This is a genomic window from Nostoc sp. (assembly GCF_036917435.1).
In the GTDB taxonomy this organism is placed as follows: domain Bacteria; phylum Cyanobacteriota; class Cyanobacteriia; order Cyanobacteriales; family Nostocaceae; genus Nostoc.
Window position 1 is genome coordinate 99147 of record NZ_JBALDM010000045.1, and the last position, 18433, is coordinate 117579.

Genomic DNA, 18433 nt, shown 5'->3' on the forward strand with positions numbered 1-18433 from the left:
TTTATGTTTCCAGTATAGCGATAGTTACCCCCAGAGCAGACACCGCTATTCTCACATCGTCTAATCTTCTTAACTTAGAACTTACGCATTGACAGGAAAGACCAAGTATAGATGATTGCAAAAACTAGATCCATACTAGGGGCAATTCATGAATTGTCCCTACCACGCGGGTCTATCTGCCATCAATAAATGATTAAGAAAAACCTGAAACGACGTATTTACGTTAATTCACAGCATGAGTCCTTTGTACAGTGCGTAAGTACTCTAACTGAGTAGTATCGAAAAGCACCCCACCTTCAACCTTGCAAAATCTACACTTTTGCAAGGTTGAAGTTATGGGTACTAAAGCAGACATCATATTAGATATAGCTACGCCAAAATTGCCATTCCTGAAGGAGGCAAATCAATTCGCACAGTTGCACGACGGTCGTTATGATGTTGCACAGTTACAGTTTGATTCTGCCGTGAATCGCGTAAATCGGCATCTCTCCAATCACTTTTGTATAAAAAAGTCATTTCCGAGTCTTGAGGATGCATGTAAGTATCTACTGTCACTTCTGCACCGCGATTTTCTAAGCCGTTGGTATTCAATACCATTAACACTTCTGTGTCAAATAGTACTTGTGACCAAGCAACTAATTCACCTTGTCCAGGAATCGAGAAGGGGTAGTTATAAAAGGATGTTTCGCGCAGGTAGTGATGTCCACAGCGCAATGCTTTGCCAATTTTATCGTGACTGTTGCGAATTCGCGCGATCGCAGCTATCCGCAAATAGGTAGGATGGTCGATATCGAAGAAATGACAGTCGGCTGTTTGAAATGCGCCAAAAGCACCGCCAAACATAGCTTCTTTGGTATATCTATCTTCGGCAAACCTTCCACCTTCTATGCTGTAATCGTGATAACCTTCATTCCCATCAAAAGCCTGTTCTGTCCCATAATAAATAGCAGGGATTCCTGGCATAGTTAATTGTACGCCAACAGCATGAGCAACTTGCTCATAAAGATGAGGCACATTACTGTATGCGGCAAATCTTTGCTTATTATTATCGTTATCCAAGATGGAGACATGATATGTCCCAATTTGGCGGTATTCTCCAGCGAGATGGTTTTCGCTATACAAATCGAAAAACTGCTTGGGATGTACTAACCCTTTTGCGAATGCAGCCAATTCATTCGGGGTTTGTACGTTGTCTAATACAGCACTAAGGTTACGAGCAATAATGTCTATGTAAGCACCAGCCATACTACCAGAGGTTATTTCTCCAGTCAGTAAAAAGTTGTCTTTACCGATAGATTCGGCATATTCACGGATAGCTGTGCAGAATTTGCGGGAATCTTCTGGAGAAACGTGTTTGAGGCTATCTATTCGCAAGCCATCGCAGTCAGAAAGAGCAATCCAATATTGGTAAACTCTGGCTAAGGCTGCAATTACATCGTTTCTGTTGAACCAGTTATCAGAATTCTGGTCGTATATTACATCTAGGATTACATACATCCTGCGATCGTGGGCAGCATCAATTAAATCTCTTAAATCTTGACGAGTGCCAAAGTGGGGGTCAACATCTAAAAATTCTTGAGTGCGATCGCTATGGTAAGCTTCTAATTCAGAATGTTGTCGCCAAGGTGGATTAATCCACAGCGTTGTTATTCCCAATCGCTGCAAGTAGTCTAATTTACTCTTAATTCCTTTCAGAGTACCACCTACAAACGTTGTCCCTGCTGCCATCCAGTCGGCTTTATCTGTAACCTGGAATTTTGCCGGGTTAGTGTGGTCAAAAAGCTCCCTTTGATTTTCATTATCATCACTGAATCTATCTAATATCAATTGGTACAAAAACTGGTCGCGCCAACTGATAGGACTCGGATAAACTCTCCCTCGTGGTTTCAGGTCTGTTTCGGAGAGTTGCTGGGGTGTCAATTCTTCAACTTTAGCCATGAGGATTTACGCACTGAGAGGAAAATGGCAGTATGCATTTTCTATGCTAGAAAAAATACTGATAATTTTCATTAACCCGCAGAGGGATTTTGTGATGATAGGTTTTTAGTTTAAAGCAGAAGAAGCCCCACGTCTCAGCCTGTACTCAGGGGAGCGTGGGATGAATTCTGGGCAATGATAGCGAAGTCTGCGAGCGTCGGAATTGACCAACAAGCGGCATTAAACGCAAAGGGAAGCGCAGAGTGACGCGGAGTTTTTGTTACAACGATATTAAATAAAATGCAAAACTTCATCCTGTCTCTAGCTTCCCCCTCCTTTATTAGGAGAGGGATTGAGGGTGAGGTAAGCCAGCGACATAAATGATATGTTATTTAATTCTTATTCCTTAGCCACGTGTACCAATTCTCTAATCCAGCACCACTAGTTGCAGAAACCTCAAAAATCTTAATTTGGGGATTTACTTCAATAGCATAATTTATGCACTTTTGAACATCAAAATCTACATAAGGAAGCAAATCAATTTTCGTGAGAATCATTACATCACTAGCACGGAATATATGCGGGTATTTTATCGGCTTATCTTCTCCTTCTGTAACAGAGAGAATCACGACTTTTGCATTTTCTCCCAAGTCAAATAAGGCTGGACAAACCAAATTTCCCACATTTTCAATCATCACAACTGAGTTGAGAGGCGGATTGAGTTGTTGTAAACCCCTGTCTATCATTGATGCGTCTAAATGACAGCCTGTTCCAGTGTTGATTTGGATGACTTTAGAACCAGTTTCTTTAATTTTTTTGGCATCATTAGCAGTTTCTTGGTCGCCTTCAATGACACTAATAGATAATTGATGCTTTAAATCATTGATGGTTCGCGTCAACAGAGTTGTTTTCCCTGAACCGGGAGAACTCATTAAATTTAAAGCGAGAATATTTCTACCTTTAAACCATCCCCGATTTTGGGCAGCTAGTAAGTTATTTTTTGCTAAGATATCCTGTTCTAAAGATATCGTCGTGTTGTGTATTTTGGAATGAATTTGAGGTGCTTCTCTATGAGTATCATGACTGTGGGAATGAGTGATGATAGTTCCATCTGGTAAAGTGTGAGTATGATGATGTTCCGCTTCATCTATTTCTAGATTAGTAATTTTGGCTTCACCATCATCAGAACAACCGCAGGTTACACACATAATTCCTCTATTTCTATTTCTTTAATTTTCAGTTCTTCACCAGTAATCAAATCTAATTGCACGCTACCACAGCTACAAATACCAAATAGTTTATCTAAATAAATTTCTGCACCGCATTGGCGACATCGCCCTAATCCAGGAATTTCTAAAATTTCTAATATCGCCCCTTCTAAAACTGTATCTTGAGTGCAAATATCAAAACAAAATCGGATAGCATCGGGCATAATGGCTGAAAGTTTGCCAATTTCTAATAAAACTCGCTGCACTTTTGCATCTTTGGCGTGTTCAATTACAATTGCGACAATATTTTGAGTAATTCCAAGTTCGTGCATACAAATAAAACTAAGCTAAAAATCTTTTAATTTGCATCCTTAAAAAAATAAATCTCTTGTGGGGTGGGCATCTTGCCCGCCCTAATTGTGCAAATTAAATGCACGACAACTTATTAACAAATTCGTGGCAATTGGTCGCCTACCAACATATCCACAATCCTTTCAGCACCAAAAACTGTTTTTAACAATACAATACCTGGAGGTGAAGAAATGACTTCGCCAATAATACAAGCATCTTTGCCTGCTGAGTGAGATTTCATAGCCGATAAAACATTATCAGCATTCTCTTTTGGAACCACTACAACTAACTTACCTTCATTAGCTAAATACAATGGGTCTAAACCGAGAATTTCGCAAACTCCGTTGACTTCTTCGCGCACTGGGATAGATTCTTCATAAAGACGAATTCCCACATTAGAACTGAGGGCAAATTCATTTAAGACTGTAGCTAAACCCCCACGTGTGGCATCTCGCATAGCATGAACTTGGGGACATACATGGAGAATAGTTTCTACTAAACTATGCAACGGCTGACAGTCACTTTCGATATTAGTTTCTAAGGCTAGTTCGCCACGGGCGATTAAAATTGCTGTCCCATGATTACCTATTTCACCATTAATTATTATTGCATCTCCGGGTTTTATATTGTGAGCGGAAATATTAACTCCTCGTGGGATGATACCAATACCAGCAGTATTAATAAAGAGTTTATCGGCAGCACCACGATGTACAACTTTTGTGTCACCAGTGACAATTTGAATACCAGCTTTTTCTGCGGCTGCTTTCATACTGGTTGCGACACGGCGTAAGGTTTCTACAGGTAATCCTTCTTCTAAAATTACGCTACAAGTTAAATATAAAGGTTTAGCACCACTGACAGCTAAATCATTAACTGTACCGTTTATCGCTAATTCTCCTATGTCACTTCCAGGAAAAAATAACGGGTCTACAACATAAGAATCTGTTGTAAATGCGAGTCTGTCTCCTTGTTGCATGAGACTAGCTAAATTTAAGCTGGCTTGGTCTTCTAATTGGGAGAGAATCGGGTTATCAAAATTGCTGATAAAGATATCATCTATTAAATCGCGCATGGCTATACCACCGCTACCATGTGCGAGAGTTATATGAGTGTCTTGCACTTTAGTTTGGCGACGGCGGGCTTTTTCTATGTTTTGAAATAGGGGATTTTTTATTGAGTTTTGGGGGGGAATATTCATATTAAAATTTTTTTAAACGCAAAGGAACGCAGAGGGAAGCGCAGAGGTACGCGGAGTATTCTTAGTCTGAGGAGAAGCCGCAGGCGGGGAGAGGTTCTTGAGTTATTTTTGGTTTTTGGGCGGTTGTTCTTTTGGCAATTGTGGAGAGTCGTCCGTATTTGTAATAGGCTGCACAAGCACCTTCGGAAGATACCATGCAAGTACCGATTGGTGTTTCTGGTGTGCAAGCTGTACCGAATACTTTGCACTCCCAAGGTTTTAAGACTCCTTTGAGAATTTCTCCACATTTACAAGCTTTATGGTCGGCTACTTTGAGATTAGGAATGGTAAATTTAAGTTCGGCATCAAATTGGGCATATTCAGGTTTAATTTTTAATCCTGAATAGGGGATGTCACCTAAGCCACGCCAATCAAAACTATCTCGCACGGCGAAAACTTTATTGATGGCTTGTAGGGCTACTGTATTTCCAGATTTTTCAACAATTCGGTTATATTGATTTTCAACTTCGCAACGATTTTCTACTAACTGTTGCAATAGCATCCAAATGGATTGCAGAATATCTAAGGGTTCAAATCCTGAGACGACTATCGGCTTATTATATTGTTGGGAAATAAATTGGTATGGGTCAGTGCCAATTACCATGCTGACATGGCCAGGCCCAACAAATCCGTCGAGTTGTAAATCGGGATTATCTAATAGTGCTTTGAGGGCGGGAATCACAAGGACGTGATTGGAAAACATACTAAAGTTATGAATTCCTTCGGCTGCTGCTTGCAGAATGGTGAAGGCGGTGCTGGGGGCTGTGGTTTCAAAGCCTAATGCGAAGAAAACTACTTGTTTGTCGGGGTTATCTTTGGCAATTTGCAGACTATCTAGGGGAGAGTACACCATACGGATGTCTGCACCTTGTGCCCTAGCTTGCAGTAAATTGGTTTTGGAACCGGGAACTCGCATTGCGTCGCCAAAGGTGGTAAAAATGACGTTATAATTTTGAGAGATTGCGATCGCATCATCTAATCTCCCTTTTGGCATAACACATACTGGACAACCAGGCCCATGAATCAGTTCGATGGTTTGGGGTAGAATTTCTTCTATACCATATTTAAAAATAGAATGGGTATGTCCGCCGCATACTTCCATTATTTTGATGGGTTTTTCTAGCTGGCTGCATAATTTGGCGATTTCGCGGCGGATGGCTTCAGCTTTTTCTGGTTCGCGGAATTCGTCAACATATTTCATAAGGATTGGGGAATAGTTAATTTTATGTCAATACGGTATTTCTTTCTTCTCTCTGTGCCCTCTGCGCCTCTGCGGTTCGTTAAGTTAAGTACTAATCCCTGCTTGTGCTGCTGCTAATTCTTCAAAAAGTTGTAACGTTTCCGCCGCTTCTTGTTCGTTAATTCGATTCATGGCAAAGCCAACATGGACTAATACCCAATCGCCAATACAAGCTTCGGGGGGATGTTGTTCATCAACGATGCAAGCAATATTTACTTCGCGCTTAACACCACCAATGTTAACTAGGGCTAATTTATGGTTAACGTTGGTAATTTCGATAATTTGTCCGGGGATTCCTAAACACATTTTTTTTTAAGATAAACGAACCGCAGAGGCGCAGAGAACGCAGAGAGAATTATTTATGAGAGGAAGGTTGTCAAATATCAACACTCTTTTATTAATTGTGCGGCTGCAATAACTGCTTGTCCTAAAGATAACCCGCCGTCATTAGCTGGAACTAAGCTATGAGTGAGTACTTTTATTCCTAATGGTTGTAATCGTTTGGCAACTTGCTGCAACAATATACAATTTTGAAAGACTCCTCCTGTTAGGGCTACCTGATTAATCAGATTTTCTTGACAAAGATATTTAACCATTTCTACAATCGCGTTAGCTAAACCTTTGTGAAATTTGGCAGCTATAACTGGTTGGGGAATCTGCTGCTTTAGGTCATTGAGCAAGGCTTGCCACATTGGGCGCGGGTCTATACAATAAATACTATCTGAAAAGCTAAAACTAAAAGGATATATTAGCGTTTCTTTATCATTATTTAAGCTGCTAACATCTACTATAGCTTCAAGTGCGATCGCAGCTTGTCCTTCATAGCTACATTCTTCTCTATAAATACCGATAGCCGCCGCCACTGCATCGAACAACCGCCCCACTGAAGAAGCTGGAGGAGAGTTAATTTTTTTCTCCATAAGTTGATTGAGTAATTTTAGTGGTTTTTTATTCAGAAATTTTACGATTTCTAAATCAGCAAACTGTTCTTGGCAATCATCCCAAAGATTAGCGGCTATTAACTGGGCATAGGTATTACGCCAAGGCTGATAAATTGCTTGTTCACCACCAATCATTGGTACTGGTTTAAATGTTGCTAGTCGCTGAAATTTCCGATAATCTGCTAAAATAAACTCCCCGCCCCAGAGTATACCATCATTACCGTAACCTAAACCATCTAAAGCAATACCTAATACTGGAGGTGAATCTAAAGGAATCCCATTTTCTGCCATACAAGCAGCAATATGGGCATGATGATGTTGGATTTGATGAATTGGAATTTGATTTGTATCCGCTATTTTTTTACCAAGTTTGCTTGAGAGATATTCAGGATGTTTATCAATGGCGATTATTTCTGGTTTATGTTCAAATAAATTCAAGTATAAATTTAAAGTGTTTTGATAAGCATTGAAAGCCGCAGCATTTTCTAAATCCCCCAGATGTTGAGAAAGAATTGCTTCTCCTTCACGCAATAAGCAAAAGGTATTTTTTAACTCACTACCCATTGCTAAAATTTGCGGTACATTGTCAAATCCTGGTGGTAAAATAATCGGTGCTGGTGCATATCCTCTGGCACGGCGAATTGTTTGGATTTTATCCCCGATAACTCTCACCACTGAATCATCTACCCGATTAATAATCTCTCGATTGTGAAAGAGAAAATAATCAGCGATTGTCCCTAACTTTTCTCTTCCTTCGTCATTATCAATACATTGTGCTTCATCAGCAAGATTACCACTTGTTAAAACAATTGGGCGATTCATCCGCCGCAGAATTAAATGATGTAAGGGCGTATAAGGTAGCATGAAGCCAAGAGTATTTTGCCCCGATGTTACTGATGGTGCAATATGAAGACTAGAGACGCGATTAATCGTGTCTGGAAATATATTTTCCCCATCTTTCTCTCTCCCTTTTATCTGTAGTAAAACAATTGGTGCAGCAGAACTTACCAATAATTCTTTTTCTTTGGCGTTGACAGTACAATACTGTTCAATTATCTCAATATCTCGCGCCATTAAAGCAAATGGTTTGTGATAGCGCTTTTTACGCTGACGCAGTTTTTGTACAGCAGTTTCTTGAGTTGCATCGCAAGCCAGATGAATACCACCTAACCCTTTAATTGCGACAATCTCACCTTTTTGCAACAGAGTACAAACGGCATCCACATCATCCAGCATGGAAAACATGGAAGCAGTAACCGATTTACCATCAGCGCGTTCTAACCAAGCTGTGGGGCCGCAAACATGGCAAGCTACAGGTTGGGCGTGAAAACGACGATTTTCAACATCCTTGTATTCCTTTGCACATTCGGGACATATAGCAAACGCAGACATACTGGTATTGCATCTGTCATAAGGAATGGTACGAATAATACTCAGGCGAGGGCCGCAATGAGTGCAGTTAGTAAAGGGGTAGCGAAAAAAGCGGCTAAAGGGGTCAAATATTTCTTGTTGACATTGCGGACAAGTGGCTGAATCAGGGGTAATTTCTGTTTTAATTGCACTATTGACGCTACTAGAAATCACAAAATTATTAAAGTTAAATTTACCTTTGTAAGGTGTTCTAGTTAGTTGATTAATTTTTGCCAATGGCGGACATTCTGTTTGCAATCTTGCAACAAATTCTGTTAATGCTTCCTCATTACCAGATACCCGAATTAATACACCTTCACCATCATTACAAACATCTCCATGCAAACCACAGGCTTTAGCCAGACGATATACAGTAGGGCGAAATCCTACCCCCTGAACAGTACCGCGAACTCTAATTTCTTCAGTCGCCATATAAATTTGACTTTCAAAAATTACAAATTACCTTATATAATTTCTTTGTGAGGCTGCGCCAAATTTCCTTGGCTTTTTTCTTTACTTCGTGTCCTTTGCGTTCTTTGCGGTTCGTTTTTCATAAAATTTGGTATTACAAATTATCAAACTGCCACAGCAATATTCGGTTATTTCCAGAATCAGCTATTATCGCCGTATTGCCACAAATTTTTATCCCGTAACACCAATTTAAACTATCTCGTTTAGGCAGTCCGAAATTCCTATTTTCACCTTTACTTTGAAAATTTATTTGTCCTGCCAACCCATCTGCCATTACACCTTGTAGTGATAAAATTGATTCTGGCTTTCTCCATCCTAATAAACGAGAATTAGCAGTATCTGCAACTACTAACCAATCTCCAGCCACCGCTACACCATAAGGCATACTCAAACTACTAGCGCTAGGATAATAAACTCCTTGATTCATTTCCACAAAATCAAAGCTTTTTTGTCCTAAAACCACCGCACAAGGGGTATTATTTTCTGTTGGTATTCCCTGCCAAATCATTATCCGGTGATTACCTGCATCGCTGACAACCAAATCTTCTCCCCAAAAGGTGATGTCATGACACCATCGCATACTGGCTGCGGTTGCAGAACCACCACCATTTTCGTTGCGAGATATCATATCTGGTTGTCCCAAAACTAAATCAGCAGGTTGACCATTTTCTGTTGGTAATTGATGCCAAATTAATAGTCTTCGATTACCAGTGTCAGCAATAAATAGCCTTCCTTGATGATAGTAAACACCATAAGGCCAGTGCATTGTATTAGCAGATGCTTGTTGATTTCCTCGATTTGGTTCATTATCGGTAAAATTAACTTGCCCTAATACAAAATCTGCTGGAACATTGTTATCTTCTGGTAAGTTTTTCCAAATCAAAACCCGATGATTCCAAGCATCTGCTACAGCTAACCCTTCGCCGCAAGCACAAATCCCTGTTGGGACACTTAAGGTTGCGCTTCCCGGTGTATTTTTAGCATTTTGTCCTTCATGATAAAAATCAGGTTGTCCAATTACCCAATCAGCCGGTTGACTATCTCTTGTGGGTAAATTCTGCCATCCTAATAATCGATGATGTCCGGTATCTGATACCCATAATGGGCCAGTTTCTGATAATAAACAAGCACCACGAGGCCCAAACATATTTGTAGCATTCGGTACTACTGGTATGACTAATTGTTCTGGTTCAATAATGTTACCTAAAATTACCTCTGCACCTTGAGGTGATAAAGGTAAATCTTGAGAAATTTCTGTTGCTTCTAGCGGTAATTGTGATATGGGATTAATTATGATTGGGATATCCATGAACCGCAAATAGACGCTGATAATTATTTAAAAACATTAATGTTGATTAGCGTGTAACAACAGTAACGGTTTTGCATTATATTTTTTTCAGATTAAGTTAAAATCTTTAATCAACTTCGATATTAATCAATTTTAAAAAAACCTATAGGAATCATATTTGATTTTTGAAAAAATATAAGTATTTGTAGGGTGTGTTAGACGGAACGTCGTAACGCACCCTACGTAAGATTTCAAAAATCAAATAATAGTCCCATAGTCGAATATATTTAGTGTAAACTGCAACTAAAATTTCGTCATCTGTAACTCTAATAGTTGGCATTTTTGTAACAAAGTTAGATTTTTCAATTTAAGGAGAAACGTCAACCAGTAACGTGCGTCTCGTTTCCTCTGTTGCCGTAATATAACAATATTGATATATTTAGAGGGTATGCTGTGCCTGAAACCCGTGTTGTTTTCTACCAGGAAGAAGACAGGGAAGTTCCCGTCCTTGAATGGCTGACGCGACTTTTGAAAGAAGACCGCAAAGGTTATGCAAACTGTGTTGCTCGAATCAAACAACTTGCGGTATCAGGATACGAACTCCGTCGTCCGGCGGCTGATTACTTGCGCGACGGGATATATGAGCTTCGGGCAAAGCATATTCATGTCCAGTACCGAATTTTGTACTTCTTTCATGGGCAAAACGTAGCGATTCTCGCTCACGCCATTACAAAAGAAGGGTCAGTTGTACCACAAATTGATATTCAACGAGCGATCGCACGAAAGCTTTTATTTGAAGAAAACCCAGAAGTTCACACCTACCTAGAGGAACAAGAGAATGCCCAAGACTAGCGATGCGATAAAAATCATTGACAAAATGACTAGCAGCGACCATGAGCTTGAGGCATTGGTGGAGTTAGCCTCAATCAATGCAGAAGTGGCACAGTTGATTTATGAAGCTAGAACAAAAGCGGGGTTAACACAGAAACAGCTTGCTGAACTTGTTGGCACAAAACAACCTGTGATTGCACGGCTTGAAGATGCCGACTATGAGGGACACTCCCTTTCAATGCTACAAAAAATCGCTCACGCTCTCAATCAACGGGTAGTGATTCAACTAGCTCCGATGGAACATGAGCAAAGCGCATAGGGTGTTTCAGCAGCCGAAAGCAAATTAGTCGTGATTGACTAATCGCCAAGTATATTTGCTGAAATGTTCCCTTCGCATCATCATTTTTGCAGTTTCACAAAAACCTTATCGTCTTTAATCTGGACTGGATACGACTGAAGCGAAATATCAGGCGCAGTTAAACATTCACCTGTCTCTAATTTGTACTGAAATGCGTGGGAAGGACAGGTAATAATACCATTTTCAACCTTACCATTTTCTAAGGGAGATCCTAAATGAGCGCAACCATTACGGTAGCATTTTACTGTAGTACCTTGACGATGTAAAATTAGTGAAGTACCAGCAAGTTGTACTGCCACTACACTAAATTCAGGAACTTCATCGAGGGTTGCTACTTTCATCCAAGTACAAGTTATTTTTGCAGAGAATGGACTGATTAAACTAGAATTAGCTTTGTTCACAGTAGAACTGTTATTGACTGCCACTACTTTAGTAATTTCGGGGCAATGGTTTTTTATTGCTTGTTCTACTCCCTCAGATAAAGTTAAAGTAGAAGTCGGACAACTGCTGCAAGTTCCAATTAATCTAACTTCTACTGTATCTGGTGGCTTAATTGCCACTAATTCTACATCACCATTATGGCTTTTTAAACCTGGGCGAACTTCTTCAAGGGCTGTCTGAATGCGTTGTGCTAATGGTGCTTTTGGTGGTTTGACTAGTTCGTGATACAGTAGCACTGCATACACTACTTCATCTGCAACAGCATGGCGCAAAGCTGGCATTGATTCTTCTTTCAGGCTTTTAATCAAGTTAGTCAATGCAGCTTTATGCAAAGCTTCAATTGCTCTTTTTAAACCAACTGCTACACACCGTTGGCTTTCATCCCACTCGGATATAATTGCCTCAAAACGATTAATTTCCTGAACTAATTCTTCAAGGTTCGGCATTGGGCATTGGGCATTGATTATTTACAAATAAAAAATTACTTCGTTTTAAAATCCTTGAAGAGGAACGGCATAATCATGCCTGTCACGAAGCTAGATAATATTATTGGTAGGTAGAAGGGAATTGGTGCTTGTGCGAGTAACACTAGCAGTAAAAAACCTACAGCAATACCAATAGTAGTTTGCTTGACAAAATACACTGGGTCGCGTAGTAGCTTTCCTTTGAAAAATAACTTAGCAGAAAACCATCCTATCTCTAACATATTTTCTCCTAATAATTTGTTAAGAAACTTAAGGCAGCCAGCCCTAAAAGGATGGCAGGAATTACACCCGCAGGGGCAAATAATGCACCAAGCATTGCTGAAAGCTGATAGCCTATATCTTTACCAGCTAACAGCATTCCACCAATTGCACCGCCGACCATAGACAAGGCTGTTGCTATGATTAACCAGACGAATTCTGTTGCTATATTAAGATCGCCATCTGCTAAACTAGTGAGAAAATTTATCACATTTGGGTAAGTAGAAATATCTCTCATGCTGTTTTGTCCGCTACAAATTATGAACTATGAATTGTTTAACTCTATTTCTACATCTTGTAATGCTTGGACTACTACCTCTGCTTGTGCAATTTGTTGGTGTTCCGTAAATATTTCTAAAGCATCTTGATAGTAGATACGCGCTTGCAAAAGATTTTGGGGATTACCAGATTCTGGTTTTTCGTGGTCGTCTGGTAAGTTAAATAGAGCGTTGGCTTTGTTTGAAATTGTGTTAGCGTACTCTAAAGGTGTATCTTTAGGATTACGCACTTTTAACGCTTCGTCATAAGCTGCGATCGCACGTAAGTTATTCTCCACAGGATGGGAACTCACTAGGTATTGCAAAGCATTACCTAAGTTGTTTTGCAACATCGCATATTCTCTAGGATGATCGATCAGAGTAATATGCTTTAGTGCTACCTCAAATGATTGCACAGCCAACCCTTGACGCAAATATTCCCGTTCTGATGCTAGGGGCATGGAAAGATATGCGATCGCAATATTGTTATACAAAATAGCGTATTCTTGGGGATAATCCTCCCAAGTAAACACCCGCAAAGCCTCATGATAAGCCTGGATGCTGTCGGTTATCCGCGCCAAATTGAACGGCACTAGCGACTGCAACACCAGCCCAAAATTCATCTGTGTCTCCGCCACTTCCTCTGGCGCAGCTAATTGTTGTAGAATCGGTAACGCCTCTTCATAACCGACTTTCGCTTGCATCAACAGTTGGTAATCAGCATCCGGTATTGCCTGTAATGTCCCCGCCATGCCCACTTTAGCCCTGGCTTTTAGTAGGGGATACTCCTCACCACACATTTCATAAGCCCGGTAATATAAACCAACTGCATTCCGCAAGTCTTGTGCAGCTTTGGGCTTTTTTTGAAAACCCTGTGCTATCTCAATCAGCATTTGGATTTTTTCTTCTGCTGAAGCTGACTCTGAAGCAACAGCTGCTACGGCAGCCTTCACTGCTGAATCTGTAATGCTGGGGTTCATAACTCTGCCGTACTCTAGCCAATTGGGAATTGAGTCCAACACCCATGACGCATTTCATCACGGGCTATACTGATTTACGCAGGCTTCGAGTCCTTTAGGCGGAATTCCCCTTTTGTCTGAGACTAGGGCTAAAGATTAAGAACTAGGGAATAGGAAAGAAACTTCATCCCCAATGCTCAATGCCCTATACTCAATAAAATACTATAAAACACCCTACTTCTAAAACTCTAGGGGGAAATTGCTAATATTAATGTCAGCTTTAAACACCTAATATTTTTTAAATACTTTTTGTATCATCGTCGTATACAATTTAAATATTTTTTATTGAATTGCTGACATACATAATATTTAGTATACTCAAAATAGTCGCCACAGGTTAGTCGTTGTGTAAAATATATTCGTCAACTGTAAAATAAGCTCCTTTGAAAACAGACAGCATCTTCTATCGGATCTTTCAGAGTATCCCTAGCACTTTCTTTGAGCTGATTAATCAACCGCTCGAACTAGCTAGTGCTTACCAATTTTCTTCAGTAGAAGTTAAACAACTGGCATTTAGAATCGATGGTGTCTTTCTCCCAAATACGTCAGACTTGCCGATTTATTTTGCCGAAGTGCAATTTCAGCCAGATAAAAAATTCTACTCGCGTTTATTTACCGAAATTTTTAACTATCTCGACAAAACCGAATTAACCAACAATTGGCGGGGTGTTGTCATCTTCCCCAACCGCAGCGTTGATACTGGAGATACCGAAAGATATACAGAATTACTCAACTCACAACGAGTAACTCGCGTCTATCTCGACGAATTAAGCTCAATTGAAGCATCATCAATTGGCATCGAGACAGTTAAACTCATCGTTGAACCCGAATCAACTGCGACAGCAAAAGCTCTAGAAATAGTCAACAGTGCCAGAGAGCAAATTTCAGATGTCACTACTATTAGGGAAATTATACAATTAATAGAGACGATATTAATCTACAAGTTGCCACGATTGAGCCAGGAGGAGATAGGAAAAATGTTTGGATCAAACGAGTTAAAGCAAACTAGATTTTACCAAGATGTTTTTGCAGAAGGTAAAGAAGAAGGGAAACAAGAAGGTATACAAGAAGGTAGGCAAGAAGGGAAACAAGAAGGTAGGCAAGAAGGAAAACAAGAAGGTAGGCAAGAAGGGAAACAAGAAGGTATACAAGAAACTAAGTTACAAACTATACCTCGATTATTAGGATTGGGTTTAAGTATTGAGCAGATAGCTCAAGCATTAGGTTTAGACGAACAAGCTGTTAGGCAAGCGATACAACCAAAATCCTAAAACAATAGGGTGCGCGAAGGATTAACTGTGCGTTTAATAGAGACGATATTAATCTACAAGTTGCCGCGATTGAGCCAGGAGGAGATAGGAAAAATGTTTGAATTAAATGACTTGAGGCAAACTAGATTTTTCCAAGATGTTTTTGAAGAAGGTAAAAAACAAGGTAAGCAAGAAGTTTTTGAAGAAGCTAAAAAAGAAGGGAAGCAAGAAGCTAAGTTAGAAGTCATACCGCACTTATTAGCGTTTGGTTTCAGTATTGAGCAGATAGCTCAAGCGTTAGGCTTCGACGAACAAGTTGTTAGACAAGCTGCACAACCAAAATCCTAAAACAACTGATATATAGCTGATGGGGCACAAAACTTTGTGCCCCTATATTTTGCTCAGTTATTACATGAAAATCTGATGACTTAAAATACTCATCACCTTATGCAAATTAACAGTTGACATTAATTATTAATAATTACATAGTTTTTTTTGACAACGATTAATTAAGCATATTGAGTTTGTTTAACGTCAACATTTAAAAACAAGAGGCAGTGTTTATTTTTACTATTTTGTATTTATTGAATGTGTCACATATATAACAGACATAGTTCTTTAAAATAATCTTGAGAGTATTTAATTTATTGTTAATGATTAATTCTTTTTTAATGAAAGTGAATTAAAGAAAAAAATATCTTACTATTGAAAAACAAATATTGATAAACAGGTGAAACTTTGCAAGCATTATCACCTATATCATGCATGGGAAACAATACAAAAACACCTAGCCGATGACTAACGTACTATGGCTACAAGGTGGTGCTTGTTCAGGCAACACCATGTCATTCCTCAACGCTGAAGAACCGACAGTCTGCGATTTAATTGCCGACTTTGGTATCAATTTACTTTGGCATCCTTCCTTGGGAGTGGAACTAGGCAACAACTTACAAACACTGCTGCGGGATTGCATTTCTGGCACAATTCCCTTAGATATCTTGGTATTTGAAGGCAGTGTTGTTAACGCCCCCAACGGCACTGGCGAATGGAATCGGTTTGCCGATCGCGCCATGAAAGATTGGTTAGCAGACCTTGCCAAAGTTGCTAAATTTATCGTCGCAGTGGGAGACTGTGCCACCTGGGGAGGAATCCCCGCTATGTCACCCAACCCCAGCGAATCAGAGGGTTTGCAATTTCTCAAGCGTCAAGAAGGCGGTTTTTTAGGGAAAGATTTCGTATCTCAAGCCGGATTACCTGTAATTAATATACCCGGATGTCCCGCCCATCCCGATTGGATTACGCAGATATTAGTTGCGATCGCTACTGGACGCATAGCAGACATTGCTTTCGATGAACTAAATCGTCCCCAAACTTTCTTCAACACCTATACCCAAACAGGTTGTACCCGCAACGTCCACTTTGCCTACAAAGCATCAACTGCCGAATTTGGTCAGCGTAAAGGCTGCTTATTTTATGACTTGGGTTGTCGCGGCCCCATGACTCATTCTTCCTGCAACCGCATATTATGGAACCGCGTTTCATCCAAAACTCGCGCGGGAATGCCTTGTTTAGGTTGCACAGAACCAGAATTTCCCTTCTTTGACCTCAAACCAGGAACTGTATTCAAAACCCAAACAGTAATGGGAGTTCCCAAAGAATTACCGCCAGGGGTGAACAAAAAAGACTACGCTTTACTCACAATGGTCGCCAAAGACGCAGCACCACCTTGGGCAGAAGAAGACTTTTTTACAGTTTAGGGAATTGGGCATGGGGCATTGGTTATTTCTTCCTCATCCTCCTCATTCCCTACTCCCTAATCCCCTTAACAATTAAAGGATGAAAAAATGGGAATTCAATCATTAGATATTTCGCCCGTCGGTAGAGTTGAAGGCGATTTAGATGTCCGAGTCGATATCGAAAATGGGCGGGTAGTTAACGCCTGGACACACGCCGAACTTTTTCGCGGATTTGAAGTTATCCTGCGCGGTAAAGACCCCCAAGCCGGCTTAATTGTCACGCCTCGCATTTGCGGAATTTGCGGCGGTTCTCACCTGACTTGTGCATCTTGGGCATTAGATACAGCTTGGGAAACAGAAGTTCCTCGCAATGCAATTTTGGCGAGAAATCTCGGTCAAATTGTTGAGACAATTCAAAGCATCCCCCGCTACTTTTATGGACTATTTGCCATTGACTTAACTAATAAAAAATACCGGCATAGTCGCTTTTATGACGAAGCTGTGAGACGCTTTGCTGCTTTTACTGGCAAATCTTATGAACTAGGCATCACAATTTCCGCGAAACCCGTAGAAATTTATGCACTATTAGGGGGACAATGGCCCCACAGCAGTTATATGGTGCCTGGTGGCGTGATGTGCGCCCCAACCCTTACAGACATTACCCGCGCTTGGGCGCTTCTCGAATATTTCCGTACCAATTGGTTAGAACCAGTGTGGTTGGGTTGTTCTTTAGAACGCTACGAACAAATCCAAAGTTATGATGACTTTAGAAATTGGTTGGATGAAGACCGAAATCATCGAGATTCCGACTTAGGTTTTTATTGGCGCATGGGTTTAGATATCGGTTTAGATAGATATGGCGCTGGTGTTGGTAAATATGTCACTTGGGGATATTTAGCCCATGAAGATAAATACCAAAAGCCGACTATTGAAGGACGAAATGCGGCGATGATTATGAAAAGTGGAGTGTACGACAGCTTTGCAGACACTCACGTTTTAATGGATCAGTCATTTACCCGCGAGAATACAACTCACTCTTGGTACGATGAAGGGACAGAAGATATTCACCCTAGCGATCGCACCACTAAACCCACTGCAATCAATACCAAAGACTTCGATAACGCCTACTCTTGGTCGAGTGCAGTCCTTCACAAAGATTTCGGACGCTTGGAAACTGGCCCCTTAGCGCGTCAATTAGTAGCTGGTGGCAAACATGGCGAATCTTGGCAACATTACGACCCCTTCATCCTCGATGTCTTCAAAAACATGGGTGGGGCTAGTATTCATGTGCGTCAGCTAGCACGAGTTCACGAACTTGTCAAGTTATATCGTCAAGCTGAACACTGTTTACGCGAATTCAAATTAAACGACCCTTGGTATATCAAACCCACAGAAAAAGATGGCAAGGGTTGGGGTGCAACGGAAGCAGCGCGGGGTTCCTTATCTCACTGGGTAGAAATAGAAGGCGGTAAGATTAAAAATTACCAAGTGATTGCCCCTGGTACATGGAATATTGGCCCTCGTGATGGTGAAGGAATTCGTGGGCCGATTGAAGAAGCGTTAATTGGTACACCCATTTACGATTCTAGCGATCCGGTGGAAGTTGGTCATGTGGCGCGATCGTTTGATTCATGTTTGGTGTGTACAGTTCACGCCCATGATGCTAAGACTGGTGAAGAGTTAGCGCGGTTTCGGACTGCTTAATTTAGTTGTCAGGTGCGTTAGTCGTAGGGTA

General features: G+C 40.6%; 18 protein-coding genes. 6 read left to right on the forward strand and 12 right to left on the reverse strand.

The window, feature by feature from the left end:
• Positions 1-369: 369 nt before the first annotated feature.
• The 8 genes from V7K98_RS22105 to V7K98_RS22140 form a co-directional block, all read right to left on the reverse strand.
• On the reverse strand, positions 370-1938 hold the full coding sequence (locus V7K98_RS22105; protein ID WP_335025703.1) for an alpha-amylase family glycosyl hydrolase: 1569 nt from the start codon (positions 1936-1938) through the stop codon (positions 370-372).
• A gap of 371 nt (positions 1939-2309) precedes the next feature.
• On the reverse strand, positions 2310-3125 hold the full coding sequence (gene hypB / locus V7K98_RS22110) for a hydrogenase nickel incorporation protein HypB (RefSeq protein WP_335025705.1): 816 nt from the start codon (positions 3123-3125) through the stop codon (positions 2310-2312).
• Positions 3116-3457, reverse strand: a complete 342-nt coding sequence (gene hypA, locus V7K98_RS22115) for a hydrogenase maturation nickel metallochaperone HypA (protein WP_335025707.1) — start codon at positions 3455-3457, stop codon at positions 3116-3118. The genes hypB and hypA overlap by 10 nt, the downstream gene beginning before the upstream one ends.
• A 113-nt stretch (positions 3458-3570) precedes the next feature.
• Positions 3571-4674, reverse strand: coding sequence for a hydrogenase expression/formation protein HypE (gene hypE, locus V7K98_RS22120; RefSeq protein WP_335025709.1), 1104 nt, complete (start codon positions 4672-4674; stop codon positions 3571-3573).
• 61 nt (positions 4675-4735) lie between these two features.
• A complete protein-coding gene (hypD, locus tag V7K98_RS22125; protein WP_335025711.1) occupies positions 4736-5914 on the reverse strand; it encodes a hydrogenase formation protein HypD in 1179 nt (392 codons plus the stop codon).
• An 84-nt stretch (positions 5915-5998) separates the two neighbouring features.
• Positions 5999-6259: a HypC/HybG/HupF family hydrogenase formation chaperone gene (locus V7K98_RS22130; RefSeq protein ID WP_335025714.1), complete on the reverse strand. Its 261-nt coding sequence runs from the start codon at positions 6257-6259 to the stop codon at positions 5999-6001.
• 77 nt (positions 6260-6336) lie between these two features.
• Entirely contained in the window at positions 6337-8736 is a 2400-nt protein-coding gene (hypF, locus tag V7K98_RS22135; protein ID WP_335025716.1) for a carbamoyltransferase HypF, read from the reverse strand.
• A gap of 133 nt (positions 8737-8869) precedes the next feature.
• Complete coding sequence (locus V7K98_RS22140; RefSeq protein WP_335025718.1) at positions 8870-10084, reverse strand: hypothetical protein; 1215 nt, start codon at positions 10082-10084, stop codon at positions 8870-8872.
• 432 nt (positions 10085-10516) lie between these two features.
• Between V7K98_RS22140 and V7K98_RS22145 the strand changes: the two genes are divergently transcribed.
• Positions 10517-10915: a type II toxin-antitoxin system RelE/ParE family toxin gene (locus V7K98_RS22145; RefSeq protein WP_335025720.1), complete on the forward strand. Its 399-nt coding sequence runs from the start codon at positions 10517-10519 to the stop codon at positions 10913-10915.
• Positions 10902-11213 carry a helix-turn-helix domain-containing protein gene (locus tag V7K98_RS22150; protein ID WP_265270184.1) on the forward strand — a complete coding sequence of 104 codons (312 nt, stop codon included), beginning with the start codon at positions 10902-10904 and terminating at the stop codon, positions 11211-11213. The genes V7K98_RS22145 and V7K98_RS22150 overlap by 14 nt, the downstream gene beginning before the upstream one ends.
• An 80-nt stretch (positions 11214-11293) precedes the next feature.
• Here V7K98_RS22150 and V7K98_RS22155 read toward each other — a convergent pair whose 3' ends face one another.
• The 4 genes from V7K98_RS22155 to V7K98_RS22170 are packed head-to-tail and all read right to left on the reverse strand — an operon-like array spanning position 11294 to position 13673.
• Positions 11294-12139: a NifU family protein gene (locus tag V7K98_RS22155; RefSeq protein ID WP_335025723.1), complete on the reverse strand. Its 846-nt coding sequence runs from the start codon at positions 12137-12139 to the stop codon at positions 11294-11296.
• A gap of 35 nt (positions 12140-12174) precedes the next feature.
• Complete coding sequence (locus tag V7K98_RS22160; protein WP_334854964.1) at positions 12175-12399, reverse strand: hypothetical protein; 225 nt, start codon at positions 12397-12399, stop codon at positions 12175-12177.
• A gap of 8 nt (positions 12400-12407) precedes the next feature.
• Entirely contained in the window at positions 12408-12674 is a 267-nt protein-coding gene (locus V7K98_RS22165) for a hypothetical protein (RefSeq protein WP_335025726.1), read from the reverse strand.
• Positions 12675-12701: 27 nt separating this feature from the next.
• Positions 12702-13673 (reverse strand): hypothetical protein, encoded by a 972-nt coding sequence (locus V7K98_RS22170; RefSeq protein WP_335026065.1) that lies wholly within the window; start codon positions 13671-13673, stop codon positions 12702-12704.
• Between the two features lie 422 nt (positions 13674-14095).
• On the opposite strand from V7K98_RS22170, the gene V7K98_RS22175 reads away from it, so the two are divergent.
• The 4 genes from V7K98_RS22175 (at position 14096) to V7K98_RS22190 (ending at position 18402) form a co-directional block, all read left to right on the forward strand.
• Positions 14096-14983: an Rpn family recombination-promoting nuclease/putative transposase gene (locus tag V7K98_RS22175; protein WP_335025728.1), complete on the forward strand. Its 888-nt coding sequence runs from the start codon at positions 14096-14098 to the stop codon at positions 14981-14983.
• Between the two features lie 93 nt (positions 14984-15076).
• Complete coding sequence (locus V7K98_RS22180) at positions 15077-15310, forward strand: hypothetical protein (RefSeq protein ID WP_335025730.1); 234 nt, start codon at positions 15077-15079, stop codon at positions 15308-15310.
• A gap of 446 nt (positions 15311-15756) precedes the next feature.
• On the forward strand, positions 15757-16719 hold the full coding sequence (locus tag V7K98_RS22185; RefSeq protein ID WP_335025733.1) for a hydrogenase small subunit: 963 nt from the start codon (positions 15757-15759) through the stop codon (positions 16717-16719).
• Between the two features lie 87 nt (positions 16720-16806).
• A complete protein-coding gene (locus tag V7K98_RS22190) occupies positions 16807-18402 on the forward strand; it encodes a nickel-dependent hydrogenase large subunit (RefSeq protein WP_335025735.1) in 1596 nt (531 codons plus the stop codon).
• Positions 18403-18433 lie beyond the last annotated feature (31 nt).